A 23659-nucleotide genomic window follows, 5' to 3' on the forward strand; every position below is an offset into this window, starting at 1 on the left:
GTAAGCGTCATGCGTAATCTGTTCGGATCGATCGTTGCAGTTGCTGCGGCGCTGGTGATCGCCGGTCCCTCTCCAGCGGCGGTTCTCATCAACAGTTCCAACGTCGGCTATTCGTTCACGACAGATTATACGGGCCTCGTAGGGGGCGGAAGCACGGCGCTGGTCGGCGGTCTCAGCACGTTTACCTTTACGGGACTGAGCAACAGCGGGCTTACCTATAATTTCAACTATTCGATCACCAACGACTCTTCCGTAACGTCGAGGCTGACCTCGTTCGGCTTCGATGTAGATCCCAACGTCAGCGGGGCATTCTCGACTGGCACCTATGCCAGTGCCAATCTGAACAATAATTTCCCAAGCGGTGTGGGAACGGTCGATGTCTGCTTCGAGGCCGATAGCAACGGCAATTGCGCAGGGGGGTCGGCAGGCCTGACGGCCAATCAGACAGGTACGGGCTCGTTCGCGCTGACCTTTTCGCAAGTGATGGCCTCGGTATCACTCGACAGCTTCGTGACTCGATTCCAATCGATCAACCCCAAGATCAATGGCTCAAGCTCCGGCGTGGGCATCGGCTCGGTCATCAGCTCCAGCGGCGGAGGCAATCCGATCGTGGCGCCCGAGCCGGCGACCTGGATGATGCTGATCTCCGGCTTCCTGCTGATTGGCGGCGTCATGCGCCGCAACAGGTCCGGCTTGTCAGGCCTTCGTCTCGATGCGGCTGGTCGCTAAGTAAACAATCGTAAACCATGGTCGGTTACCCCCGATTACCGTAACGATGGGCGCGCGGATCAGTTAGGACTGCTCCCGTCGAGCCGATCCGGCGGGGGGCAGCATGCGCGATTTTCGCAGAGTGGCAGTGATGGCGGTCACGGTGATACTGATGGCCGTCCCTGTGGCGGCTGGCGTTCCCTCGTCCCTTGGCGGCGAAGCGCTTTACGCTATCGCCAGCGGCAGTCTGAAATGGGTTGCCGAAGCCAATATGGGATTGGCCGCATCCGAACCCGAGACCTGGATGATGCTGCTCGGCGGCATTGGTCTGATCGGGAGCACGCTCAGGCGCCGCAACCGGGCTTTGGATCGCCGCCAGCTGGTTTGATCATTTTCTCCCGATGGCGGGAGTCCTATGGAGCGTCGCATGACGCTCGCACCCCTCATTCTCCTCGTCTGTTCCAACATCTTCATGACGATCGCCTGGTACGGGCACCTTAAATTCGCGGATGCGCGGCTGTGGATCGTCATCCTGGCGTCCTGGGGCATCGCCCTCGTCGAATATTGTTTTGCCGTGCCCGCGAACCGGATCGGCTATCTCCATGGCTGGAGCGCCGGTCAGCTCAAGATCACCCAGGAAATCGTGACCCTGGTCGTGTTCGCGCTGTTTGCCGTCTTCGTGCTGGGCGAGCATCTCGGCTGGCGCCATCTCGGTGCCTTTGCCTGCATGGTGGGAGCCGCCTGCTTCATGTTCGTCGGCAAGAGCTGAGCGCGATTGCGCAACCGCCGCGCCGTTCCCATATCGCTCTCCGCAAAGCATCAGGACGGATATGAGCGAACTTCCCAAATGGCATGGCACCACGATCTTGTCGGTGCGCAAGAATGGCAAGGTCGTCGTGATCGGCGACGGCCAGGTTTCGATGGGCAACACGGTGATGAAGCCGAACGCCCGCAAGGTCCGCAAGCTGGGCGACGGATCGGTAATCGGCGGCTTTGCCGGCGCAACCGCCGACGCCTTCACCCTGTTCGACCGGCTCGAGCGCAAGCTGGAGCAGTATAGCGGGCAGTTGCTGCGCGCGGCGGTCGAACTCGCCAAGGATTGGCGGACCGACAAATATCTGCGCAACCTCGAAGCGATGATGATCGTCGCCGACAAGGACGTGACGCTGATCCTGACGGGCAATGGCGACGTGCTCGAGCCGGTCGGCGGGGTGGCCGCGATCGGATCAGGCGGCAATTTCGCTTTGTCGGCCGCGCGCGCGCTGGTCGACTATGAGCCTGATGCCGAGACATTGTGCCGCAAGGCGATGGCGATCGCGGCCGAACTCTGTGTCTTCACCAATGACAGCCTGACGGTCGAGGCGCTCGACAGCGCCGCCTGAGCGGTTCCCGCTCCCGACAAGCCCAAGCGAAAGCAGGATTTATGAACGACCAACTGACTCCCAAGGCGATCGTCGCCGCGCTCGACGCGCATATCGTCGGCCAGGCCGATGCCAAGCGCGCCGTCGCCGTTGCCCTGCGCAATCGCTGGCGCCGGCAGCGTCTGCCCGACACATTGCGCGACGAGGTCACGCCGAAGAACATCCTGATGATCGGCCCGACCGGCTGCGGCAAGACCGAGATCAGCCGCCGCCTGGCGAAGCTCGCCGACGCGCCCTTCGTCAAGGTCGAGGCGACCAAATTCACCGAGGTCGGCTATGTCGGCCGCGACGTCGAGCAGATCGCCCGCGATCTGGTCGAGGAAGCCGTCCGCCTCGAAAAGGAGCGCCGCCGCAGCGCGGTCAAGGACAAGGCCGAGGAGGCGGCTCTGGCTCGCCTGCTCGATGCGCTGGTCGGCAAGGATGCGAGCGAGGCGACGCGGCTGGCCTTCCGTCAGCGCTTCCAGGATCATCAGCTCGACGACAAGGAAATCGAGATCGAGGTCGAGGATTCGGGCGGCATGCCGTTCGAACTGCCCGGCATGAACGGTCAGGTCGGCATGATCAACCTCAGCGACATGATGGGCAAGGCCATGGGCCAGGGGCGCACCAAGCGCCGCAAGATGACGGTCCGCGCCGCGTGGTCGAAGCTGGTCGACGAAGAGGCGGACAAGCGGCTCGATCAGGACGAGGTCAGCCGGTCCGCGCTTCAGGATGCCGAGCAGAATGGCATCGTTTTCCTCGACGAGATCGACAAGATCGCGGTGTCCGACGTGCGCGGCGGTTCGGTCAGCCGCGAAGGCGTGCAGCGTGATCTGCTGCCGCTGATCGAGGGAACGACCGTTTCGACCAAATATGGTCCGCTCAAGACCGACCATATATTGTTCATCGCGTCGGGCGCCTTCCATGTCGCCAAGCCGTCGGACCTGCTGCCCGAATTGCAGGGCCGCCTGCCGATCCGGGTCGAACTGAAGGCGCTGACCGAACAGGATTTCGTGCGAATATTATCGGACACGCGCGCGAGTCTGACCGAACAATATCGCGCGCTGATCGGTACCGAGGGTGTCGAGATCGGTTTCACCGACGACGGCATCGCTGCGATCGCGAAGGTCGCGGCCGAGGTCAACGGGCAGATCGAGAATATCGGTGCGCGGCGCCTGTCGACGGTGATGGAGAAGCTGCTTGAGGAGATCAGCTTCGACGCCGAGGACCGTAAAGGAACGACGATCACGATCGATCGCGCCTATGTCGACGGCCAGCTGAGCGCGGTCGCCCGCGACACCGATCTTTCCAAATATGTTCTGTGAGTAAGGTGCCCGTGCCCCCTGCCAACCGGCCGCCGGCCGGGCAGGGGGCGCCCGGCCGCAAGAGGGGAAGACGATGACGGTGACCATGTACGGCATCAAGAATTGCGACACCATCAAGAAGGCGCGGACCTGGCTGGAGGAGCGCGGGATCGACTATCGCTTTCACGACTATAAGGCGGCGGGCGTCGACCGCGATACCCTGGTGCGCTGGTGCGGCGAACTGGGCTGGGAGGTGCTGCTCAACCGCGCCGGCACCACCTTCCGCAAGCTGCCCGATGCGGATCGCGCCGACATCGACGAGGCCAAGGCGATCGGGCTGATGGAAGCGCAGCCGTCGATGATCAAGCGGCCGGTGCTGGACGTGGGCGGTCAGTTGCTCGTCGGTTTCAAGCCCGATCTCTATGCGGCCAGGTTCGGCTGATCAGAAGGCGGCGGCCACCTGACGGTCGACGGTCGTGCGGTTACGGCCCGCTTCCTTGGACGCATAGAGCGCGCGATCGGCGCGCTTGATCACGTCGCTCAATATCTGGTCCGAGGCGCTCATCGGGGCGATGCCGAAGCTGGCGGTGAGGCGCAGCGGCAGGTCGCCGATGCGCAGGCGGGCAATGCGAAGCCGCAGATCCTCGACCTTCTCCCGGGCTCGGTCTGTGTCCGCGCCTGGAAAGAAGAGAACGAACTCCTCCCCGCCGAAGCGCCCATATTGCTCCGGCTCGACCAGTGTCTCGCGGAACAGCGCCGTGATCTGGCAGAGCACCGCGTCGCCATGGCTGTGGCCGTACAGGTCGTTGATGTCCTTGAAATGATCGACGTCGCAGATGGCGACGGTGAGCGGGCGGCCGAAGGCATTGGCCTCCTGCATCAGGCGCGTTCCCGACGCTTCGATCGCCCGACGGTTCGGCGCGCCGGTCAGCGAGTCGGTATCTGCGGCTAGGCGCAGCCGTTCGGCAAGGTCGCCGCCCATCAGATAGAGCGAGAAAATCCCCGCGGCGACGGTCATTGCGGGCAGACCGAGGAAGACGATGATCGTATAGGTCTTGTCGAGCAGTTCCGACCCCTGCGGCGGGATCAGGGCCAGCGTCAGCCCGCCTGCGGTTTCCACCGCCGCCATGCCGATACAGGTGAAGATGATCGGTCGTTCGCCCAGCAGCAGCTGGCGTCCGGGGCGGAGCAGGGCGCTCGTCACGCCGAACAGCAGCACGGCCGCCGCATAGAAGGGGACGATCGCTCCGGACACGCCGCGGTCGGGATAGCCACTGCTGACGATGAAGATCGTCAGCAGTGCTATCGCCTGACTCGTCAGGAAATAGCCGGTCTTGTGGGGCAGGCCGGATCGCATGCGATAGGCCATGGCGGCGAGAACCGGGGTCGTCGTCGCAAAGATGCTGACCAGAAGATTGACCCACGGATTGCCGCGAAAATAGAAGTAATAAATCGGATCGGCGATATAGAGCAGGACGTTGCAGCCGAAGGCGGCGGCCAGCATCTTGGCCATCCGCGGCTGACCCAGCGTGCGCGACGCTAGCAGCATCGCGATCGTCATCAACGCGTTGATGAGCAGAAGCACGGCAAAAATGAACAGGTCTACAGACACTTGCCGCCTCGCCCCCTTAGCGGTTTGGAACAATGAGTAGCGGATCGGGCTGCCGATACAAAATGAACTTATGTAAATTCCCCTAGGGATATGCCGCAGGCGCTTTATCTGGCGGCCGGGACGCTCTATCGGCGGCAGCAAGGAGACCATGATGACCCCGATCGCGAAGATATTGCTGCTCGGCTCCGGCGAACTGGGCCGGGAGTTCGTGATCGCGGCCAAGCGACTGGGCGCCTATGTCATCGCTTGCGATTCCTATGCAGACGCGCCCGCCATGCAGCTGGCCGACGCGTCGGAAGTCTTTTCGATGCTCGATGGGGAGGCCCTGGCCGCCGTCATCGAGAAGCACCGCCCGGACCATATCGTGCCCGAGGTCGAGGCGATCCGCACCGAGGTGCTGAAGGACTATGAGGATCGCGGATTTTCGGTTGTGCCGTCGGCCCGTGCCACGCAACTGACGATGAACCGCGACCGCATTCGTGACGTGGCTGCGCAGGAGCTTGGGCTGGTCACGTCCCGCTTTCTCTACGCCGAAAGCCGCGAGGAGATGCGCGCGGCGGTTGCCAAGATCGGCATACCCTGCGTGGTGAAGCCGGTCATGTCCTCATCGGGCAAGGGGCAGAGCATCGTCACTGCCGAGGGCGCGATCGATGCGGCCTGGGACTATGCTGTCGACGGGATGCGCGGCGACCGGCAGCGCGTGATCGTCGAGGCGTTCATCGCCTTCGACTATGAGATCACCCTGCTGACGATCCGCACCCGGCAGGGCGTGCTCTTCTGCGAGCCGATCGGACATCGGCAGGAGCGTGGCGACTATCAGGAGAGCTGGCAGCCGACGCCGATGTCCAAGAAGGCCTTGGCCGCCGCGCAGGACATGGCGCGCAAGGTGGTCGACAATCTGGGCGGCTATGGACTGTTCGGGGTCGAGTTCTTCGTGGCCGGCGAGAAGGTGATCTTCTCCGAACTGTCGCCACGGCCGCACGACACCGGCATGGTAACGCTGATTTCGCAGAACCTGACCGAATTCGACCTGCACGCCCGCGCGATCCTGGGCCTGCCGATCCCGCACATCCACCTGAATGGCGCCGCAGCGTCCGCAGTCATTCTCGCGGACCGTAATGCCGAGGATTTCCACTTCGAGGGGCTGGAAGGCGCACTGGCGCCCATGGACGGGGTGGAGACCGATATCCGGCTGTTCAGCAAGCCCGTAACCCGCCCGAACCGGCGTATGGGCGTCGCTCTGGCGCTGGCGCGCGATGGGACGAGCGACGCGGCAAGAGCCGCCGCGCGCGCGGCTGCGGCCAAGGTCCGCATCGTCTATGCCGACGGCAAGGAATGACGCGCACCCGGATATCCTCGGGCTCTCCCTTTGAAAGCCAGGCCGGCTATAGCAGGGCGATCGTCGACGGCGACTGGGCGTTCGTTGCGGGCACCACGGGCTATGATCCGGTCACGCGGATCATGCCAGACGCGGTGGCCGATCAGACCCGCAATGCCTTGGACCTCATCGAGCGAACCTTATCGGAAGCGGGCTTCGCGCTCGCCGATGTGGTCCGCGCGACCTATTATCTGACCGACGCCGCGTGGTGGGAGGAGGTCGCCCCGGTGCTGGGCGAGCGCTTCGGAGAGATCCGGCCCGCAGCGACTGCGCTGATCGTCGGGTTGATCCGCCCGGAGATGAAAATCGAGATCGAGGTGACGGCGTTACGGCGTTGGTCGTGACGAAATCGCGATATTGACCGCAGGATGGTAATTTTCCCCAATATGTGGCGGGAGACATTGCTGCTCTGACAGGAAAATCGCTGATTTTTCTGCAGTGTTCGACTTGGCACGGTTCCTGCTGAGCATGTGGCATCCACAACGCTTAGTAAAAGGGACCTGAAAATGACCAAGCTGAACAACACCGTCGCCGGCACTTTCGCGATCGTCGCCACCTTCCTTACCATCGCTGCGGCCACCCCGCTCCGCGCCGAACCCGTCCGTGTCGCTGTCGCTTATGGCGACCTCGACCTCGCCAGCGTGGCCGGCGCTTCGCAGCTCGACGCGCGGATCCGCCGCGCCGCCGAAAATGTCTGCGGTCGCCCCGACGTCCGCACCAGCATCGAAGTCGCCGCCTGCCGTCAGAAGGCGATCGTCGGCGCCAAGGCACGCCTGGCTCAGGCTGCGCCGGCTGCCGACATCAAGCTCGCCGCCCGCTGATCCTTCGGCGAACCGGCATGGCCGACGAAGGCCGCCAGGAGGCTCCAGCCCATCCTGGCGGCCTTTTGCCGTTTCCGGTGGGAGCGGTTCTCTGTCGCGAGCGGTTGCGTGGGCGCGCGAGGATGCCGCGTGATCGCTTGCAGTCGAGCAAGAAAGGCTTTCTTGTCCGTGCTCTGACGTCCGGCGATAGGGGGACGTGAACAGAGCCGGGGCATCATGATCAATATCGACTGGTTGAATGCTCTGGCCGGATTGCTCGTCGGTATCATCGTCGGGATAACCGGCGTGGGGGGCGGCTCGCTGATGTCCCCCATCCTGATCATGTTGTTCGGCGTCGCCCCAACGACGGCGGTCGGCACCGACCTCTGGTTCGCAGCGGTAACGAAGACCGCCGGTTCGATCGTCCACCACCGTCAGGAGAGCGCGGACGTCAAGATCGTCGGCTGGCTGGCGCTGGGCAGCATACCCGCTGCGGTCCTGACTTTGCTGTTCCTGTTCGCGTCGGGCGCCCATCAGGTAAAGCATGGGATGGTCGTGACCATGCTCGGCGGAATGCTGATCGCCACCTCGGTCGCCACACTGTTCCGGCGTCAGCTCGTCACCGCGATGATCGATGTCGACGACGAAGCGCGCGCCAAGCGGTTCGTGCGCTGGCAGCCGGTACTGACGGTGCTGGGGGGCGCGGTGCTCGGTACGCTGGTGACGCTGACGTCTGTCGGCGCCGGGGCGCTGGGGGCGACGATGCTGCTCATGCTCTATCCGCTCCGGCTGACCGCGCGAAAGCTGGTGGGCACCGATATCATGCATGCCGTGCCGCTGACGCTGGTCGCCGGGCTCGGCTACATGATCGCCGGAGCGGTCGACCTGCACCTGCTCGCGATGCTGCTGATCGGATCGATTCCGGGGATCGTCATCGGCGCGCGTCTGACGATGTGGTTGAACGAGACATTCGTCCAGCGGGCGCTGGCGGTGATCCTGTTCATCACAGGGTTGAAGCTCATCACCTCCTGAGCCGTCCGCAGGCGTCGCTCAAGCGCTTCCGCCCGCCATATCGCTCCAGGCCGCGTGAAGCCCGTCGATCTGGAACAGATCATGCGCCGCGAGCAGGCTGTGGCCCCACGCCTCGTCCCGTAGGCGCGCATCGCTGACCGCCAGACGCTGCTGCCGAACGTCGCGGAACGGACGGCGCTTTTCCACAGCCTCGGTCCAATGGCGCAGATCGTCCAGCGCCCGGATCAGGGAGTCGATGCGGGCAACCTCCGTCCTCGATTGAGTCAGTCTGGGCTCAAGCAAGTCGAAATCTCCGCAAGACCGATAAGGATGTACAATAATATTGTACAAAAATCAATCAGAATCTTGATTCTTGCGATCGGCGCCGATCTTCCTGCGGACAGCCGCAATGGCGGAACGCCGGGCAGAAATTAGGAAGCTGTCAACAATTGTAACATATGGCTGAGTCCTATTTTCTTGAGCGACCGACAGGAGCATCAGGTCGTCAGGACATCGATCGGGATGGTGAGTCGCAATGAACATGATGACGGGCGATATGATGGCGCAGGCGGAGCTTCTGATCTCCGGCGCGTTCTCCAATGACGTCGCGCCATCCGTCGCTGCCCGGCCGACGCCGCCCAACTGGCTGATCGCGCCAGTGTTCCGCCCGCAGCCGGCGCACGATCCACTGATGGTCGCGGAAGCACAGGCTGTCTATGCAGCGAGCAGTGCCCCCTATCGCTCGCTGCGCGAAGTCCCGCGCGGCTTCTGATCCCTTCGAACCAGTGCCCGGCCCGTCCGGGCATTTTTTTGTCCGGCAGATAGGAAAAATCCTAGACAATCTCGCGCCGCGAAAATAGAACAAAAAAAGAACATGTGAGGAGCGAGTCGATGAAGCAAGGCGTGTTTCGATCGTCCCCGGCCTGCAGCCTTGGTTGTCCCTCCTGCGAGATCGGTTGCGCTATTCGGGCGGGTGAGGCGGACGATGCCTGGCGGGAGGTGCAGCATCTCCGCCGCGCGGGAGCCGGGCCCGAACTGGCGTGGAAGAGGCTGCGCGCTGCAGCGCGCCTGGCAGCCGCAAGGCAAGCATTCGCGCGAGCCCGGCGCGGCCTTCCATCGGCACATGGTCCTCGAGCAGGGTCTCGAACATGCGGGTCAGTGCTGCCGCATTAGGCAGCGCTACCGGCAGAAGGATCTGCTGAACGTCGGGCTCGATCGTGGCCTCTGCTTCGCTCTGGTCCGGCGAGAGACCGGCCAGTGCGAAAATCTCCGCACTGTCGACGCCGAAAGGCAGGAGAACTGCAGCGATCCGGCGGGCGGCGTCGATCGGCAGCGGGCCGGTGAACCGCTTCTCCTCATAATAGGCGTAGCGCTTGTCGAGCGGGGATCCGAGCGTCGCCGCGAAGGCGCGCATCGACAGGCCCGAGCGGGCTCGCAGCGAGCGGAGGCGTTCGTGGGGGCGGAGCATGTCGATTCTCGCAGGCTGGAGGACGCGATCAGTAATTTTTGAACCGATGAGTGCAAGTTTTTTGTCTAGCTGGGAGATGCGGGATGGGAAGGCCGGGGCGTAAGAGGCTGGCGGGTGCACGTACGGCGGGTGGGCGGCTCAAGGCGAGCGCGCAGCCGGGTATCGACAGAGGAACGGCCGAGCTTCGCCTGCATCGCGCGGACCGTGCGGGAGTCCTCGATCCGGTGGCTGCGCGGCTATGGCGCAGGGGCCAGGCGGAGGAGGCGGCCGCATCCCTGCGCGGCGGGCGCGACCATGGGCAGGCGGTCGATGCGATCGGTCGCGCCTATCTGGGCGGGTTGCTCGACCATCGAAATCGCCCAGCCGAGGCGCTGCGCGATGCCGGTCGGTCGCTCTTCAAACTCTATTGGGTGCATTATGCCGCACTGGCGCCCAGCGGGGGATTATATCGCGAACTGGTCGGGCGAGGAGCGGTCGGCCGGCCGGTTGAAGCCGAGACCGACCGTTCGGCGCAGCTGGAGACCGCGCTCAATCGTCGGCTCGCGAGTCTGGACGCGTGCGGGCGGGACGTGCGCAAGGCCGTCGAGAGTCTCTGCATCGACCATCATTTCGAATATGGTCCGCTCTGGCTCGATCGGCTGCTCGCGGCGGGGTGTGGCCGAGGGGCGGCGAGCGAGGAGGATCGCCGAAGGATCCTGGCGGCAGTCATCGGGCTGGAAGCGATCTGCTGATGGTCCGGAACTTTGCGGTCCGCCCGGTGTCCTGATACTGTAATTCCAGCCTGGAGAACGCATGCGCGTCCGGATCGATTCCCATCTTCATTACCGTTTCGCGCAACCGACCGACGTCCTGCTGAGCGTCGAGGTCGCCCAACTCGAGGACCAGCGGCTGATCGAGGATCTGCTGACTGTTTCCGGCAGCGGCGAGCTTCGTCCGATTGCGGGCGAGGAGGGCATCGGTCGGCGCACATGGATGCGGGCCGAAGCCGAGTTCGAGGCGCGCTATACCGCGCAGGTCGAGCTGCTCCGGCGCAATTCGCCGATCGAGGCGCTGCCGATCACGCCCCGGCGGGAGCTGCCGCCGGGCGTAATCCCCTATCTCTGGCCAAGCCGCTACTGCGAATCCGATCGGCTCGAGGCCTTTGTCGAGCGCCGCTTTTCCGGCGACCCGCATGGCGCCAAGATCGTCGCGATGACCGAATGGGTGCGCGGCAATCTGGATTACCGGATCGGTTCGAGCGACGGCACCACCACCGCAGTGGACAGCTTCGTCTCGCGCCAGGGTGTCTGTCGCGATTTCGCCCATCTGCTTACGGCCTTCGCGCGCGCCGCCGGCGTTCCGGCCCGCCTGGTGTCCGCTTATGCGCTGGACCTCGATCCACCGGATTTCCATGCCGTGGTCGAAGTCTGGCTGGCGGGGGAATGGTATCTGGTGGATCCCACTGGCCTTGCGCCGCTCGACGGGCTGGCGCGCATCGCCGTTGGGCGTGACGCGACCGACATCGCGTTCATGACGGCTTTCGGCAGCGCCGAGATGGTGGAGCAAAGCGTTTCGGTGGTCCGGATCGACGGCTGAGCGGGCTGCGGCCGGTGGCTGGCAAAGTGCGAAAGCGCTCTCTACAACATTGTCAGTACCTTGTTCTGGAGAGGATTTTTCATGGATCGTCGCTCGTTCATCGCATCGGCAGGCGTGGCCGCTCTGGTGGCCGGGCTCCACTCATGGGCGGTCTCGGCAGCCACGGATGCGCCGGCCGGACCGGATGATGCCAGGCTGAACGCGCTGTTCGACGAGATTTTCGCCGAAGCGCTCGATGCGTCGCCCGAGTTCTGCACCGGGCTGGGTTTCGACAAAGGCCCGCGCGCGGCGGCGAAGAGCCGGCTCGACGACAATAGCGACGAGGAGATGCGGCGAGATCTTGTGCGGACCAAGCGGCGTCTGGCGCAGCTCGAAGCCTTTCCGGTGGACAAGCTGTCCGAGGCGGCGGCGCTGAACCGTGAGATCGTTCTCTATTCGCTGCGCAATTCCGCGGTGGCACCCGAGCGTTTCGGCATCGACAGCGTGATTCGCCCCTATCGCATCTTCCAGCAGGGCGGCGCCTATTTCAGCGTCCCCGATTTTCTCAACGACGCCCATGTGATTGCGGACCGAGCCGATTGCGACGCCTATCTTGCCCGGCTGGAGGCCTTCGGTCCGGTCCTCGATACCGACAGCGCAGTACAGCGGGCGCGTTCCGAGCGCGGCTTCACGGCGCCCGACTTCTCGGTGGACCTGACCCTGGGGCAACTTCGCAAGTTGCGCGACGTCCCTGCCGATCAAAGCCCGCTCGTGCTGTCGCTGAAGCGTCGGGCGGCGGAGAAGGGCATCGGCGGCGATTTCGGTCCGGCGGCGGCGCGCCTGGTGGAGCAGAGCGTCTATCCGGCACTGGACCGGCAGATTGCGCTGATGACCGAACTGCGCCGGACGACGCGCCCCGGAGCGGGCGTGTGGAGGCTGCCGGACGGCGACGCGATCTACGCGGCGGCGCTCGCCCAGGCGACGACGACGAGCTTCACGCCCGACGAGGTCCACCGCATGGGGCTGGAGCAGGTGGCGGAGATCAGCGCCGAACTCGACGCGATCCTCAAGTCGCAGGGCTTCACCAAGGGCGGCGTCGGCGAGCGGCTGACGATGCTGAACAAGGATCCTCGGCAGCTTTACGCCAATGACGCGGCCGGGCGTGCGGCACTGATCGCTTCGCTCAACGAAGGCGTGAAGGGCATGTATGCGAAGCTCGGCCGCTATTTCTCGCATGTGCCGACGGCGGCGCTCGAAATCCGGGCGGTGCCGGTCGAGATCCAGGACGGCGCGTCCAACGGCTATTACAAGCGGGCGACGCTCGACGGCTCCCGGCCCGCCATCTACTTCATCAACCTGAAGGATGTCGGCGACTGGCCGAAATACAGCCTGCCCGCGCTGACCTATCATGAGGGCGTCCCCGGCCACCATCTGCAGATCAGCCTGGCGCAGGAATCGAAGGACATTCCGACGCTGCGCAAGATCAGCTTCTTCGGCGCCTACAGCGAGGGCTGGGCGCTTTATGCCGAGCAGTTGGCCGACGAGCTTGGCGGCTATGCCGATCCGCTCGAACGGGCCGGCTATCTGCAGTCTTTCCTGTTCCGTGCAGCCCGGCTGGTGGTCGACACCGGCATCCATGTGAAGCGCTGGGACCGCGACAAGGCGACGGCCTATATGGTGGAGACGACCGGCTTTGCCGCGCCCCGTTCGCAGCGCGAGGTGGAACGCTATTGCACGCAGCCGGGGCAGGCCTGCTCGTACAAGGTCGGGCATATGGCCTGGGTGCGTGCCCGTAAGCAGGCCGAGGCGCGGCTGGGCGGCAAGTTCGACATCCGCCAGTTTCATGATGTGTTGAAAAGTGGCGCCATGCCGCTGACCGTGATGGAGAAGCTCGTCGAACGGCGCAGCGAAGCCGCAGCAGGCTGAACCGAAAAGGAGCAAGGGGGCCGCGTCGGCGGCCTCCTCGTCCTGTCAGGTCGCAACGCTGCCGCAGGAAGGCGCCGACGAGGCCGAAGCCCGTCAGGAACATCGCCCAGGTACCAGGCTCGGGCGCAGTGCTGACTACGATGGCGGCCTGTGCCGACGCGGCTCCGAGAAAGGCCGCACGCGACAGAACTCCGCTTCTGACCATAAGCAACTACACCCCGAGATGCGCCATCGCATACACAGCGGAGAACTCGGCAGCACAAGGGCCAGTCGGGCTATGGATGCCCGGCGCGGCCGGGTGGCGCCATCGCAAAGTCCTGCTATAGGCGCCTTATGACCGTGATCGATCTCGACGTCTGGATCGGCAAGACCCTCTTCGTCCCGCCGATCATCAAGCTGTGCCAGATGACCCGGCAGTCCCAATATGCGGTGTCGCAGTTGTTCTGGTTTGCCACCGCGCTGGACCAGCTTCGCATCGCAACGACGTTGACGGCGCAGATCATCGCCGGGGTAATTAGCGTCCTTATGATGTTCCCGGCGTCGTTCCTTGCTCTCACTTCGGCTTTCAGCGCGCGCTGGTTCCGTATGCTAGCGCTGGTACTGCTGATGCTCGACGTGGGGGCAAGCTTGTTTAGTGGTCACTGGCGCGGCGTGGAAACCTGGCTGCTCGTCCTGTTCGCCGCATATGCCGCGACCATCACCAATGTCCCGCCGGCCGAGCAGACGGGCAAGTCGCCGGCGCTGAAGCCCGGAGAAGCACGGCGGTAGGCCGGCATCGGCAACTTGCGGCGCGATCGCGGGTTGAGACCGAAAACAGGAGGCATATGTGAAGACCTTGTTCATGGCCGCCGGCCTCTCCGTGGCAAGCATGGCCGTGCCGGCCGGTGCGGCGCAGGCCCCGATCACCGGCGAACGTCCCTTCTCGACCAAGTCCTTCGTCGCGAAGGAGGTCGCACGGTTCGATCGCCCCTGGGCGATCGCCTTTCTGCCCGATGGCCGCATGCTGGTGACGGAGAAGACGGGCCGGCTGCTGCTGCTCTCGAACGGAGGGCGCGAGCGCGCCGAGGTCTCGGGAGTGCCTGCCGTCAATTCGGACGGCCAGGGTGCGCTGGGCGAGGTCGCCGTCGATCCCGACTTCGCCCGCAATGGCCTGATCTATATCAGCTACTCGTCGGCAGGGTCGCCGAACGGCATCGAATTGATGCGCGCGCGCCTTGTGGGGAGCCGGCTGACGGAGCCGAAGATCCTGTACAAGGCCCATCCGCAGCTGAGCGGCGGGCATTATGCCGGGCGCATCGCCTTCGGTCCTGACGGGCAGCTCTTCCTGTCGCTCGGCGAACGGCAGAAGTTCACGCCTGCGCAGGACCCGACGGGCGTGCTCGGCAAGATATTGAGGCTCGACCGGAACGGGCGTGCCGCAGCCGGCAATCCGCTTGCGGGCAAGGGCTTCGACCCGGCTGTCTGGAGCTATGGTCACCGCAATCCCCTCGGCCTCGCCTTCGATCTGGAAGGTCGGCTGTGGGACGTGGAAATGGGCCCGAAGGGTGGCGACGAGATCAATCTGGTCCTGCCGGGGCGCAACTATGGCTGGCCGATCGTTTCCAATGGCGACCATTATGATGGGCGCCCGATACCCGATCACCCGACCCGCCCCGATCTGGAGGCGCCAAGGGTCAGCTGGAACCCGTCGATCTCGCCGTCGTCGATGATCGTCTATCGCGGCAAGATGTTTCCGTCCTGGCGCGGCAAGGCGCTGGTCACGGCCTTGTCGGGCAAGATGCTGCTGCTGATCGACCTGGGAACCGATAGCTCGATGGAGGTCGCGCGCTACCCGATGGGCGAGCGCATCCGCTCCGTGGCGGAAGCGCAGGATGGATCGGTCTATGTGCTGGAAGACGGCAAGGACGCAAGACTGCTACGCCTGACGCCCGCGAAATGACCAATCTGAAGGGGGGAGGTGACGCCCCGCCCTGGAGGACGGCGGGGCGGGGCACGCTCAAGCACAAGCCGCCCCCATATGTGCGGAATTATGCCCTGACCGTTCGCATAGCAAATCCGACGCGGGATCGCGAGCGCGATCATCGACCCTCGAGAGCCGCTGCCCATAGCTATCAGGTCCTGCTGCCCTATAGCGAAATCCGTTCCGATTGCATCCGACAGATCGCTCTAAATTATTGTTTTACCGCGTTTTCGGAGTCACCAGATGATTCCATCTGGTTCGAACACGCTCTAGGAAGGGCCGGAGTACCCTGCAGCGGCACGAGACGCGAGCAGTGCGTTTAGCGTGGCGATCAGTATCGCAGCCCGATACGGTTTTTGGAGAAACAGCACGCCGGGGGTCGCCGATGCGCATTCCTCCCGCCGATGGCCCGAGGTCACCAGAATTGGAAGATCGGGGTGGTCCCGGCGGACATGTGCCGCGAGTTGCTGCCCGTCCATCGCGCCGGGCATTCTCACATCGGTGAAGACGGCGTCGATTTCGCGGCTTTCGAGCATGCGCAAGGCTTCTTCCGCATCCTCAGCCTCCACGGCGGCATAGCCGGCCTCTTCGATCGCCTCTACCGCAAGAAGGCGAACGATCGCTTCGTCCTCGACGACGAGTATGACCGGTCGGCGGTCGGAAGCCGGCGGGGTACGCATGGTTCGCAACACACTCTTCCACAACAGATGGAAGCCTGTGGATAAATCATTACGCCAGGGAAATCGACTCCGGGTCTCTGCGGAGGCATTCCCGTTTCAGGACCGGCTGTCAGGACTTTCGCATCCCGCTGATCGCATGGACGACACCCGCCAGAATTCCGCCAACTGCGAAACCGATCGCTCCCGATCCCACAGCGGTGACGACCCATTGCAAGGCGCCGCCGAGTGCGGGCGCCATGGCACCGGTCGTTTCCGCAGCATGATGGATGAGGTGGGCGGGCGCAGTGATCCCGAAACTTTCCATCCCATGCACGAGGATGCCGCCGCCGACCCAGATCATCGCTGCAGTGCCGATGATCGACAGGGCGCGCATGACGACCGGCATGCCGCGAACCAGCGCGCATCCGATGGTGCGCGTGCTCGCCGACTTGGCGAGGTGCAGGCCGATGTCGTCCATCTTCACGATCAGCGCGACGACGCCATAGACGCCCACCGTGATCGCGATCCCGACGGCAGCGAGGACGGCGGCCATGGTGGTCATCGGTAGCGAGGCGACCTCGGCAAGTGCGATGGCCATGATCTCGGCCGACAGGATGAGGTCGGTCCGGATCGCGCCAGAGACCTGCTGCTTCTCCAGCGTTTCGGCATCGACCGTCATCAGGCGATCCTCGTCCTCATGACCCCCCATGACGGCCTCGATCACCTTCTCCGCGCCTTCGAAACAGAGATAGGCACCGCCGAGCATCAGCAGCGGCGTCACGGCCCAAGGCGCGAAACGGCTGAGGAGGAGGGCCACCGGCAGCAGGAAGAGCATCTTGTTGCGCAGGGATCCGAGGGCGATCTTGCCGATGATCGGCAGTTCGCGGCTCGGCGAGAGGCCGGTGACGTAGCGCGGCGTGACGGCGGCATCGTCGACCACCACGCCGACCGCCTTGGTGCCGGCTTTTCCGGCGGCGGCCCCGACATCGTCGAGCGATGCCGCCGCAAGTTTGGTCAGTCCCGCAATATCGTCCAGCAGCGCAACCAAGCCCGAGGCCATGTTCGTCCCTTCGCTATGTCTTTGCTGGCATTCATAGAGTCAATCGAGAGGCGCGCCAGCCCCCTGGTCGCTCCATCGCACAGGATGGAACGCCCAGCGCCTTTGCCTCGCGCCGCCGAAGCCGAAGGCGTCAACGTGCTGGACGGGGATGCAATGCGCAATGCGACGCTGGAGGCGGTGCATGTTCAGCGGGCGCGATCGATCATCGTGTCGGCCGGGCGCGACGATATCTCGATCCTGATCGTGTTGACCGCGCGCGGCCTGGCGCCGGACGTCCCTATCAGCGTCGCCATCCGGTCCGAGGACAATAAGGCGCTCGCCCGGCAGGCCGGGGCCTGCGCATCTATCGCAGTGAGCGCGCTTCTGGATTCTGGGAGCCGGAGAGCCGCCCGTTGCGCGATGGCGACCAGATCGTGGAGGTCGTTCCGCGCCTGGCCCAGCGATGACGCATCCCGTCAGGCGATGGAGAGCGCCACTGCTTCGGCGACCTTGATGCCGTCCACGGCGGCAGACAGGATCCCGCCTGCATAGCCTGCACCTTCGCCCGCCGGGAAGAGGCCGGCGACGTTGAGGCTCTGGAAGTCCTTGCCGCGCGTGATCCGGATCGGGCTGGAGGTGCGCGTCTCGACGCCGGTCATGATCGCGTCCGGGTGATCGTAGCGGGCGATCTGCTTGCCGAAGACGGGCAGCGCCTCGCGGAAGGCCTCGATCACGAAGTCGGGCAAACAGGCGGACAGGTCGGTCAGTTTCACGCCCGGCTTATAGGATGGGATAACCTCGCCGAACTCGGTCGACGGGCGCTGCGCCAGAAGGTCGCCGACCTTCTGGCCGGGCGCATCATAGTTGGAGCCGCCGGCGACGAAGGCCATTTCCTCGAGCCGGCGCTGCAGCGCGATACCGGCGAGCGGGTGGCCCGGATAGTCGCGCTCGGGCGAGATGCCGACGACGAGGCCCGAATTGGCGTTGAACTCCTTGCGCGAATATTGGCTCATGCCGTTGGTCACGACGCGCCCTACCTCCGACGTCGCGGCGACCACGCGGCCGCCTGGGCACATGCAGAAGCTGTAGACGGTCCGGCCGTTCGCACAGTGGTGCGACAGCGCATAAGCTGCGGCGCCGAGATCGGGGTGGCCGGCGCAGGTACCGAAGCGCGCGCGATCGATCCAGCTTTGCGGATGTTCGATGCGGACGCCGATCGAGAAGGGTTTGGCTTCGACAAAAACGCCACGATCGTAGAGCGCCTGGAAGGTGTCGCGCGAGCTGTGCCCGACGGCGAGCACGACATGTCGCGTCTCGATATACTCGCCGCCATCGAGGTGCAGGCCGCGCAACCGGCCGTCAGCGATCTCGAAGTCGACGACGCGTTCGCCGAAGCGATATTCGCCGCCGAGATCCTCGATGGTCGCGCGCATATTCTCGACCATCGAGACGAGTCGGAAAGTGCCGATATGGGGATGCGCTTCGGTCAGGATTTCCTCGGGGGCGCCGGCCTTGACGAACTCGGCGAGGACCTTGCGGCCCAGATGACGCGGGTCCTTGATCTGGCTGTAGAGCTTGCCGTCTGAGAAGGTGCCGGCGCCGCCTTCGCCGAACTGGACGTTCGATTCCGGGGTCAACACGCTGCGACGCCACAGGCCCCAGGTGTCCTTGGTCCGCTCGCGGACGATCTTGCCGCGCTCCAGGATGATCGGGCGATAACCCATCTGGGCGAGAATCAGCCCCGCGAACAGGCCGCAGGGCCCTGCGCCGATGACGACGGGGCGCGGAGCGCCGGCAGGAGCGGTGCGGACGGGGCGATAATCGGTGTCCGGGGTCGGGCGGACATGGTTGTCGCCGGCGAAGCGGGCAAGGACCGCCGCTTCGTCGGCCAGTGTCACGTCGACCGAATAGACCATCTGGATGGCCGACTTGCGGCGCGCGTCATTGGCGCGGCGGGCGAGGGTCCAGCCGAGCAGTTCGTCGGGCGCGATGCCGAGCCGCTGGAGGATCGCGGCGGGAAGAGCCTCGGCCGGATGGTCGAGCGGCAGCTTGATTTCGGAAATGCGGAGCATGGAGCGCCTTTACGCGGCCCGGAAGGCGGCGGCAACGGCGGAGGGGGGAACGGGCCTGGTCAGTCGGCGGCGCGCCAGAAGCGCTTCGTGTCGAGCAGGCGGGCGATCGCCTTGCGCGCCCTGGACAGCTTCTTGCGGCGCCAGTCCGGGCTCCTGACGACGCCAGTCCAGGCGATGTCCCAGCGCTCGGCAAGCTCCTGCGCGTCGCTTTCGTCGTTCAACGCGCCGAGCAGATCCTGGATGTCCTCCAGCGCGGCGAGCATGTCTTCCATTCGGGTACGAGCCTTGCGTCCCGGATAGAGCGCGACGAAGAACTCGCTCGCATAGCGCAGCTTCTTGCCATCCTTGCGCAGCTGGTGGAGGTCCTCGGGGGCGAGTCGGGCGAGGCCCTTGCTGCGGCGTTTGATCCGCCGCCGCAGCTTGTCGAGACGTTCGGCGGCGAAAAGGGCGATCGCTTCGGCTGTGGAGCCGGCCGCATCGGAGCGCCAGTCGCCGATGGTCAGCCATTCGACCAGCCGCAGGGGCAGCAGGCGCGCGCGGCTGTCGTCGAGAACGGTTCGGAGGCTTGCCGCGCTCTCTGTCCGTAGTGCCGTCAGCCTTATGCGATCGGCTTCGTCGAGCCGGGGCAGCAGCACGTCGATCTGGCGCAGATCGCTCCATTGCGCCGTGAGCCAGCGCAGGTCCTCCGCCAGTTGCGCGCCGGTCGCATCGTCGCGCAGCAGCGGCGAGAAGAGCCAGAAGGCGCTACGCAGGCGACGCAGCGCAATGCGCGCCTGGTGGACATGGTCGGCCGCACCCTGCGCGAGGAAGCGGCTCTCGTTGAGCCGATAGAGGCGCAGGCAGGACACGGCGATCGTCGCGAAGCCGTCGTTCGGGGCCATGTCGCGCGACAGCCGGATGGGCTCCGCACGAATGGCGCCATCAAGCTTATGGTCGATCAGCCGGAAGCCGCGATCCGATTTCGATTCCACGCCGAGACGAATGCTGCAGCGTTCGGCGATCCTGCGGGCCAGTGTGAACAGGGCGGAGGGTTCGCCCTCGACCAGTTCCAGTTCGATCTCGCAGAGCGGAAGCCGCCGCTCCCCCGACAGGACAGTGCCGTGGTCGGCTGCGATCTCGATCTGCGTGCCATCGACAGCGCATCGGGCGATCTGGCGCGTGACGTCGGTCGTGAACAGCGGGCCGATGCGATCGAGCACGTCGGAACTGAACAGACTGACGAGCGGGCCGGCATCTTCGGTCAGCGAGAGCCGTTCCTCGCTGAGCGGCTTTTCCCATTCGCCGCGCGCGAACAGGCCGGTGGACGGACCCGAGGCTGCTTTGACGGTCTGGACGAGGCGACCGTCCTCCGAGCGGATGCGCAGCACGAAGCCTTCCCCGGCCAGGCGGCGTTCGACAGTGTCGAAATAGGTCGCGCGCAGCTGTCGGCCGGTCCATCCGTCCGCGCTCACGATCGAGCCATCCTCAGCCAATAGTCCAAGGTCGGAAGGATCGCATTCGAGTTTCAGTTCCACCTCGATCATGCGCTCTTCTCTTTGTGACGCCCGAAGCTACCAGTCGCGGCGTTACTTGTCATCGCATTGCGACAGATCAAAGGGGCGGGTGTGTCGTTTCGAGCGGGTCGACCTCGCTGGGGTTCCTCGGGCGATGGGCGGCGAGACAGGCGACAACGCCAAGGACCAGCAGAACGAAAGCGGCGGCTTCTGGGAAGGTGGGCAGTCGGCTTTCCCACAGACAGGCATAGAAGATCGCGAACAGCGTTTCGAACAGGATCATCTGGCCCACCAGGGTAAGGGGCAGAAGCCGACTCATCCGGTTCCACAGTGCATTGCCGATGACCGAGGCGAAGAGAGCTATAGCGGCGGAGACGAGCGCGAGGCGTGCCCAGGCGTCGGCGCTGTGCGACGTGTTCTCGAGCAGCGGCAGCAGCGGCGCGGCGAGCAACGCGATCCCGCCGGTAGCGACGCCGGTCAGCAGCGACCAGTCATGCTCGGTGATATGCTCCAGCCGGCTCAGCCAGCGGGCATTGCCGACCGCGAAGCAGGTCCATGAGAGCAGCGCGCCGATCGCGGCGAGCAGTCCCAGCCAGCGGATGGCGCCGTTTGTGTCGCCGGCGGGCAGCATGGCTTCCCACCCGATACAGGCGGCCCCGGCCACGCAAAGCAGTAGCGAGGGCGCGAGGCGGGTCAGCGGGACCGCACCCTTGTCACGGCTGCCGACGATGGTGATCGTCACCGGCAGAAAGCCGACGACCAGCGAGGTCAGCGCGATCCCGGCTGTTCGCACCGCCGTGGCGAGGAGCATATAATAGACGATGTTCCCGGCGAGCGAGAGCCACAGCAGGCCGATCCATTCGCGGCGACCCAGATGCGGGCGCAGTCGTTTCCAGCGCGGCGCGATCAGCAGCACGGCGATCGCTCCGTAGAACAGGTAACGCGCGACCGACTGGTGGAAGGGACCGAAGTCGCCGCAGATCTCCGGCGCGACGAAGACGAGGCCCCACAGGGCGCCCGCCGCCACGCCATAGAGCGTGCCCGCCAAGGTGGAGCCGGAGATCAACGCCTGTGCCTGTCGGGATCAGGCAAAGGGCTGGTCGATCGACGCGGGCGGCTTCGAGAACCAGCGGGGGCCGTCCACCGTCATGTAGAAGCAATCCTCGATGCGGACGCCGAACGCGCCGGGTATGTAGATGCCGGGTTCGTTCGAGAAGCACATGCCAGGCGCCAGCGCCGTCGTCTCGCCATGGACGAGATTGACCGGCTCATGCACGTCCATGCCGATGCCATGGCCGGTGCGGTGCGAGGTGCCCGGCAGCTTGTAGCCGGGGCCGTAGCCGAGGCTTTCATAATGGCGGCGCACGGCATCGTCGACCGATCCGGCCGGTGCACCGACCCGCGCGGCCTGCATCGCGATCTCCTGGCCACTCCGCACCTGATCGAACAGCAGGCGCTGCCGCTTATCGGCGGGGCGACCGAAGACCATCGTCCGCGAAATGTCGGCCTGATAGCCGTGGATGCTGAGCCCGGCGTCGAACAGGATGACCTCACCCTCGGCGACGCGGCGCGGCGTGGCCGATCCGTGGGGATAGGCGCTGGACTCGCCGATCAGCACCAGACCCTCGTCGGCGGTCGCGCCGAGCGCGCGTACTGTCGCGAGCAGCATGGCGCGCAGATCCTGCTGGCTCATGCCGCGCTCGATCCGGGGCGCGATGTGACGATAGGCGGCGACCTGCACGTCGGCGGCCAGCTGCATCAAAGCGAGCTCGGCCGGCGACTTGATCATGCGACAGCCGCGCACGACCGGGTTGGCGGAGACGATCTGCGCGTCGGGCGCTGCCTGCCGCAGGCCGTTGACCGCGAAGAAGCGCACCGTCTCCTCGACGCCGATGGTCGCCTTGTCGAGCTTCCGCTCGCGCAGGAAACCGGCGATGAGGGCGCTCGGGCTTTCATCTTCCTGCCACACGCGCACGTCGGCGGGCACGACCAGGCTTTCGCGGATCGATGGCTCCTCGAAAGCCGGCGTGACGACGAGGATATCGCCTTCTACCGGAATCACCGCAGCGGTCAGCCTTTCGCTCCGCCACCAGTCGATCCCGGTGAAGTAGAGCAGGGACGAGCCCGCCTCGACGAGGATGGCGCCGATGCCCTGCGCCTGCATCAGACGCTGTGCCTGGGCGAGGCGGGCGCGATGCTCCTCCGGCTGGATCGGCCGGGCATTGGCGGTCATCGGCGTCAGGCCCTGCGCAACGTCTTTCGCCCAGGCGGGAAGGGCCGCCAGCGCAGACAGGCCGAGGAGCCCGGACCCGAGCAGGAATTGCCGACGATTGGCGCGCAGCTGCATGCTTACCCCCTTGAAAACACAGCGGTGATAGCGAGCCGGGGCGCGCAAGGCGAGGGGGTGAGCGAGAAGGTCAGCGCAGGCGCGGCGTCAGGGGGCTTCGCTGTGACCTATGCTGTCCCGGACGCGGCCATATTGACCGCCCCAGTCGTCGGTCATGGCGACGCGCACGTCCCACAGTTCGGGAAAGAAGCGGTGCTTTGCGCCGGCTTGCAAGAGGTCGACCGAGCGGCCCTTGAGCGACGCCGCGCCCATGCCGATCGAGCGGTGGATCAGGAAAAGATGGTGCCAGCGAAATTTGCCGAACAGCTCGTCGAACTCGATCAGCGCCTCCGCCACCGCATAGGCCGCGTCGTGGCGATAATCCTCGTCATAGATCGAGCGGACCGTGCGGCCCTCGGCGATGAGATAGCGCTGCTCGAAGCTGCGCCACAGCTCGGGCACCATCTTGAGCAGAATGCGGAAGCCGGGGGATTCCTGACCGCTGCCATTGCCGAGCTGCAGACGGATTTCCTGATATTCCTTGGGCGACATGGTCTCGAGCAGATCGAGCTGGTCGGTCATCATCCGCATGATCCGGTGGCAACGGCCGAGCAGCGTGACGACGCGGTGCGTCTCGCCTGCCTTGAGATAGTCGTCCACGTCGAGCAGCGTATAAGCCATGAGCTTCATCCACAGCTCTTCGACCTGGTGGACGACCTGGAACTGAAGCTCGTCGCGGTTGCACAACTCGTCGAACGGCTTCTGACAGGCAAGCAGCGAACCGGTCTTCAGATAGAGCTCATAATCCAGAGCCTCGGGCGCCTGCATGAGCCCGTAATATTTCTCACGATCCATCGCGTCGTCCCTCCTGCGCCGGTGCCGCAGTGTAGCAGCAGAGAGAGGGGACATTGTCCGCATAATCCTCCGCTTATGGCGAAGCTGGAGAACA

The 23659-nt window shown here is 65.0% G+C and carries 27 protein-coding genes and 1 pseudogene; 17 read left to right on the plus strand and 11 right to left on the minus strand.

The features are described from left to right. Positions 1–9: 9 nt before the first annotated feature. The 6 genes from ACNI3R_RS15690 (at position 10) to ACNI3R_RS15715 (ending at position 3854) form a co-directional block, all read left to right on the plus strand. Complete coding sequence (locus ACNI3R_RS15690) at positions 10–729, plus strand: cistern family PEP-CTERM protein (RefSeq protein ID WP_426185004.1); 720 nt, start codon at positions 10–12, stop codon at positions 727–729. Positions 730–832: 103 nt separating this feature from the next. Further along, positions 833–1096 (plus strand): PEP-CTERM sorting domain-containing protein, encoded by a 264-nt coding sequence (locus tag ACNI3R_RS15695; RefSeq protein ID WP_426185006.1) that lies wholly within the window; start codon positions 833–835, stop codon positions 1094–1096. A gap of 39 nt (positions 1097–1135) precedes the next feature. Further along, positions 1136–1477 carry a DMT family protein gene (locus ACNI3R_RS15700; protein ID WP_426185008.1) on the plus strand — a complete coding sequence of 114 codons (342 nt, stop codon included), beginning with the start codon at positions 1136–1138 and terminating at the stop codon, positions 1475–1477. 61 nt (positions 1478–1538) lie between these two features. Further along, positions 1539–2090 (plus strand): ATP-dependent protease subunit HslV, encoded by a 552-nt coding sequence (gene hslV, locus ACNI3R_RS15705; protein WP_296625184.1) that lies wholly within the window; start codon positions 1539–1541, stop codon positions 2088–2090. A gap of 41 nt (positions 2091–2131) precedes the next feature. Beyond that, on the plus strand, positions 2132–3433 hold the full coding sequence (gene hslU / locus ACNI3R_RS15710) for an ATP-dependent protease ATPase subunit HslU (protein WP_426185010.1): 1302 nt from the start codon (positions 2132–2134) through the stop codon (positions 3431–3433). Positions 3434–3506: 73 nt separating this feature from the next. Next, a complete protein-coding gene (locus tag ACNI3R_RS15715; protein ID WP_426185012.1) occupies positions 3507–3854 on the plus strand; it encodes an ArsC family reductase in 348 nt (115 codons plus the stop codon). Here the strand turns inward: ACNI3R_RS15715 and ACNI3R_RS15720 are convergent, their stop codons facing one another. Then, positions 3855–5024: a GGDEF domain-containing protein gene (locus ACNI3R_RS15720; protein WP_426185014.1), complete on the minus strand. Its 1170-nt coding sequence runs from the start codon at positions 5022–5024 to the stop codon at positions 3855–3857. Positions 5025–5175: 151 nt separating this feature from the next. Here ACNI3R_RS15720 and purT point away from each other — a divergent pair, with 151 nt between their 5' ends. From purT to ACNI3R_RS15740, 4 genes are all read left to right on the plus strand, one after another. Further along, positions 5176–6363, plus strand: a complete 1188-nt coding sequence (purT, locus tag ACNI3R_RS15725; RefSeq protein WP_426185133.1) for a formate-dependent phosphoribosylglycinamide formyltransferase — start codon at positions 5176–5178, stop codon at positions 6361–6363. Next, entirely contained in the window at positions 6360–6746 is a 387-nt protein-coding gene (locus tag ACNI3R_RS15730; protein ID WP_426185016.1) for a RidA family protein, read from the plus strand. Before purT ends, ACNI3R_RS15730 begins: the two co-directional genes overlap by 4 nt. A 162-nt stretch (positions 6747–6908) precedes the next feature. Beyond that, positions 6909–7223 carry a UrcA family protein gene (locus tag ACNI3R_RS15735; protein WP_426185018.1) on the plus strand — a complete coding sequence of 105 codons (315 nt, stop codon included), beginning with the start codon at positions 6909–6911 and terminating at the stop codon, positions 7221–7223. 216 nt (positions 7224–7439) lie between these two features. Beyond that, entirely contained in the window at positions 7440–8234 is a 795-nt protein-coding gene (locus tag ACNI3R_RS15740; protein WP_426185020.1) for a sulfite exporter TauE/SafE family protein, read from the plus strand. A gap of 18 nt (positions 8235–8252) precedes the next feature. Here ACNI3R_RS15740 and ACNI3R_RS15745 read toward each other — a convergent pair whose 3' ends face one another. Then, entirely contained in the window at positions 8253–8516 is a 264-nt protein-coding gene (locus tag ACNI3R_RS15745) for a hypothetical protein (RefSeq protein ID WP_426185022.1), read from the minus strand. 232 nt (positions 8517–8748) lie between these two features. Between ACNI3R_RS15745 and ACNI3R_RS15750 the strand changes: the two genes are divergently transcribed. Continuing rightward, entirely contained in the window at positions 8749–8985 is a 237-nt protein-coding gene (locus tag ACNI3R_RS15750) for a hypothetical protein (protein ID WP_426185024.1), read from the plus strand. A gap of 189 nt (positions 8986–9174) precedes the next feature. Here the strand turns inward: ACNI3R_RS15750 and ACNI3R_RS15755 are convergent, their stop codons facing one another. Beyond that, on the minus strand, positions 9175–9681 hold the full coding sequence (locus ACNI3R_RS15755) for a hypothetical protein (RefSeq protein ID WP_426185026.1): 507 nt from the start codon (positions 9679–9681) through the stop codon (positions 9175–9177). A gap of 83 nt (positions 9682–9764) precedes the next feature. Here ACNI3R_RS15755 and ACNI3R_RS15760 point away from each other — a divergent pair, with 83 nt between their 5' ends. The 3 genes from ACNI3R_RS15760 (at position 9765) to ACNI3R_RS15770 (ending at position 13161) form a co-directional block, all read left to right on the plus strand. Then, the gene (locus ACNI3R_RS15760; protein WP_426185028.1) at positions 9765–10412 is read left to right on the plus strand and encodes a hypothetical protein; all 648 of its coding nucleotides are present in this window, start codon (positions 9765–9767) and stop codon (positions 10410–10412) included. A 61-nt stretch (positions 10413–10473) separates the two neighbouring features. Continuing rightward, positions 10474–11256, plus strand: a complete 783-nt coding sequence (locus tag ACNI3R_RS15765; protein WP_426185030.1) for a transglutaminase-like domain-containing protein — start codon at positions 10474–10476, stop codon at positions 11254–11256. 81 nt (positions 11257–11337) lie between these two features. Beyond that, the gene (locus ACNI3R_RS15770) at positions 11338–13161 is read left to right on the plus strand and encodes a DUF885 domain-containing protein (protein ID WP_426185032.1); all 1824 of its coding nucleotides are present in this window, start codon (positions 11338–11340) and stop codon (positions 13159–13161) included. A gap of 61 nt (positions 13162–13222) precedes the next feature. Here ACNI3R_RS15770 and ACNI3R_RS15775 read toward each other — a convergent pair. Further along, positions 13223–13366: pseudogene (locus tag ACNI3R_RS15775) on the minus strand (PEPxxWA-CTERM sorting domain-containing protein); the annotation flags it as partial. 128 nt (positions 13367–13494) lie between these two features. On the opposite strand from ACNI3R_RS15775, the gene ACNI3R_RS15780 reads away from it, so the two are divergent. Beyond that, complete coding sequence (locus tag ACNI3R_RS15780; RefSeq protein WP_426185034.1) at positions 13495–13929, plus strand: hypothetical protein; 435 nt, start codon at positions 13495–13497, stop codon at positions 13927–13929. Between the two features lie 73 nt (positions 13930–14002). Beyond that, positions 14003–15100 carry a PQQ-dependent sugar dehydrogenase gene (locus tag ACNI3R_RS15785; RefSeq protein ID WP_426185135.1) on the plus strand — a complete coding sequence of 366 codons (1098 nt, stop codon included), beginning with the start codon at positions 14003–14005 and terminating at the stop codon, positions 15098–15100. Between the two features lie 290 nt (positions 15101–15390). On the opposite strand, the gene ACNI3R_RS15790 is transcribed toward ACNI3R_RS15785, so the two are convergent. Both ACNI3R_RS15790 and ACNI3R_RS15795 read right to left on the minus strand, forming a co-directional pair. After that, entirely contained in the window at positions 15391–15801 is a 411-nt protein-coding gene (locus ACNI3R_RS15790) for a response regulator (RefSeq protein WP_426185036.1), read from the minus strand. A 109-nt stretch (positions 15802–15910) separates the two neighbouring features. Further along, positions 15911–16840 (minus strand): DUF808 domain-containing protein, encoded by a 930-nt coding sequence (locus tag ACNI3R_RS15795; RefSeq protein WP_426185038.1) that lies wholly within the window; start codon positions 16838–16840, stop codon positions 15911–15913. A gap of 153 nt (positions 16841–16993) precedes the next feature. On the opposite strand from ACNI3R_RS15795, the gene ACNI3R_RS15800 reads away from it, so the two are divergent. Further along, on the plus strand, positions 16994–17371 hold the full coding sequence (locus tag ACNI3R_RS15800) for an NAD-binding protein (protein ID WP_426185137.1): 378 nt from the start codon (positions 16994–16996) through the stop codon (positions 17369–17371). Here ACNI3R_RS15800 and ACNI3R_RS15805 read toward each other — a convergent pair. The 5 genes from ACNI3R_RS15805 to ACNI3R_RS15825 form a co-directional block, all read right to left on the minus strand. Continuing rightward, positions 17296–18891: an NAD(P)/FAD-dependent oxidoreductase gene (locus ACNI3R_RS15805; RefSeq protein WP_426185040.1), complete on the minus strand. Its 1596-nt coding sequence runs from the start codon at positions 18889–18891 to the stop codon at positions 17296–17298. The genes ACNI3R_RS15800 and ACNI3R_RS15805 overlap by 76 nt on opposite strands. Positions 18892–18950: 59 nt before the next feature. After that, a complete protein-coding gene (locus ACNI3R_RS15810) occupies positions 18951–20414 on the minus strand; it encodes a CYTH and CHAD domain-containing protein (protein ID WP_426185042.1) in 1464 nt (487 codons plus the stop codon). A gap of 67 nt (positions 20415–20481) precedes the next feature. Beyond that, positions 20482–21450 carry a DMT family transporter gene (locus ACNI3R_RS15815; protein ID WP_426185044.1) on the minus strand — a complete coding sequence of 323 codons (969 nt, stop codon included), beginning with the start codon at positions 21448–21450 and terminating at the stop codon, positions 20482–20484. An 18-nt stretch (positions 21451–21468) separates the two neighbouring features. After that, a complete protein-coding gene (locus ACNI3R_RS15820; RefSeq protein WP_426185046.1) occupies positions 21469–22731 on the minus strand; it encodes a M24 family metallopeptidase in 1263 nt (420 codons plus the stop codon). 87 nt (positions 22732–22818) lie between these two features. Further along, positions 22819–23565, minus strand: a complete 747-nt coding sequence (locus ACNI3R_RS15825; protein ID WP_426185048.1) for a tryptophan 2,3-dioxygenase family protein — start codon at positions 23563–23565, stop codon at positions 22819–22821. Positions 23566–23659 lie beyond the last annotated feature (94 nt).

Origin of the sequence: Rhizorhabdus antheiae, assembly GCF_049889055.1 — a bacterium.
GTDB lineage: Bacteria > Pseudomonadota > Alphaproteobacteria > Sphingomonadales > Sphingomonadaceae > Rhizorhabdus.

What these genes read in the sequence shown, in the direction of transcription:
- ACNI3R_RS15690 (WP_426185004.1), top strand. Translation starts at nt 10, where the DNA reads ATGCGTAATCTGTTCGGATCGATCGTTGCAGTTGCTGCGGCGCTGGTG.
- ACNI3R_RS15695 (WP_426185006.1), top strand. Translation starts at nt 833, where the DNA reads ATGCGCGATTTTCGCAGAGTGGCAGTGATGGCGGTCACGGTGATACTG.
- ACNI3R_RS15700 (WP_426185008.1), top strand. Translation starts at nt 1,136, where the DNA reads ATGACGCTCGCACCCCTCATTCTCCTCGTCTGTTCCAACATCTTCATG.
- hslV (WP_296625184.1), top strand. Translation starts at nt 1,539, where the DNA reads ATGAGCGAACTTCCCAAATGGCATGGCACCACGATCTTGTCGGTGCGC.
- hslU (WP_426185010.1), top strand. Translation starts at nt 2,132, where the DNA reads ATGAACGACCAACTGACTCCCAAGGCGATCGTCGCCGCGCTCGACGCG.
- ACNI3R_RS15715 (WP_426185012.1), top strand. Translation starts at nt 3,507, where the DNA reads ATGACGGTGACCATGTACGGCATCAAGAATTGCGACACCATCAAGAAG.
- purT (WP_426185133.1), top strand. Translation starts at nt 5,176, where the DNA reads ATGACCCCGATCGCGAAGATATTGCTGCTCGGCTCCGGCGAACTGGGC.
- ACNI3R_RS15730 (WP_426185016.1), top strand. Translation starts at nt 6,360, where the DNA reads ATGACGCGCACCCGGATATCCTCGGGCTCTCCCTTTGAAAGCCAGGCC.
- ACNI3R_RS15735 (WP_426185018.1), top strand. Translation starts at nt 6,909, where the DNA reads ATGACCAAGCTGAACAACACCGTCGCCGGCACTTTCGCGATCGTCGCC.
- ACNI3R_RS15740 (WP_426185020.1), top strand. Translation starts at nt 7,440, where the DNA reads ATGATCAATATCGACTGGTTGAATGCTCTGGCCGGATTGCTCGTCGGT.
- ACNI3R_RS15750 (WP_426185024.1), top strand. Translation starts at nt 8,749, where the DNA reads ATGAACATGATGACGGGCGATATGATGGCGCAGGCGGAGCTTCTGATC.
- ACNI3R_RS15755 (WP_426185026.1), bottom strand. Translation starts at nt 9,681, where the DNA reads ATGCTCCGCCCCCACGAACGCCTCCGCTCGCTGCGAGCCCGCTCGGGC.
- ACNI3R_RS15760 (WP_426185028.1), top strand. Translation starts at nt 9,765, where the DNA reads ATGGGAAGGCCGGGGCGTAAGAGGCTGGCGGGTGCACGTACGGCGGGT.
- ACNI3R_RS15765 (WP_426185030.1), top strand. Translation starts at nt 10,474, where the DNA reads ATGCGCGTCCGGATCGATTCCCATCTTCATTACCGTTTCGCGCAACCG.
- ACNI3R_RS15770 (WP_426185032.1), top strand. Translation starts at nt 11,338, where the DNA reads ATGGATCGTCGCTCGTTCATCGCATCGGCAGGCGTGGCCGCTCTGGTG.
- ACNI3R_RS15780 (WP_426185034.1), top strand. Translation starts at nt 13,495, where the DNA reads ATGACCGTGATCGATCTCGACGTCTGGATCGGCAAGACCCTCTTCGTC.
- ACNI3R_RS15785 (WP_426185135.1), top strand. Translation starts at nt 14,003, where the DNA reads ATGGCCGCCGGCCTCTCCGTGGCAAGCATGGCCGTGCCGGCCGGTGCG.
- ACNI3R_RS15790 (WP_426185036.1), bottom strand. Translation starts at nt 15,801, where the DNA reads ATGCGTACCCCGCCGGCTTCCGACCGCCGACCGGTCATACTCGTCGTC.
- ACNI3R_RS15795 (WP_426185038.1), bottom strand. Translation starts at nt 16,840, where the DNA reads ATGGCCTCGGGCTTGGTTGCGCTGCTGGACGATATTGCGGGACTGACC.
- ACNI3R_RS15800 (WP_426185137.1), top strand. Translation starts at nt 16,994, where the DNA reads ATGCGCAATGCGACGCTGGAGGCGGTGCATGTTCAGCGGGCGCGATCG.
- ACNI3R_RS15805 (WP_426185040.1), bottom strand. Translation starts at nt 18,891, where the DNA reads ATGCTCCGCATTTCCGAAATCAAGCTGCCGCTCGACCATCCGGCCGAG.
- ACNI3R_RS15810 (WP_426185042.1), bottom strand. Translation starts at nt 20,414, where the DNA reads ATGATCGAGGTGGAACTGAAACTCGAATGCGATCCTTCCGACCTTGGA.
- ACNI3R_RS15820 (WP_426185046.1), bottom strand. Translation starts at nt 22,731, where the DNA reads ATGCAGCTGCGCGCCAATCGTCGGCAATTCCTGCTCGGGTCCGGGCTC.
- ACNI3R_RS15825 (WP_426185048.1), bottom strand. Translation starts at nt 23,565, where the DNA reads ATGGATCGTGAGAAATATTACGGGCTCATGCAGGCGCCCGAGGCTCTG.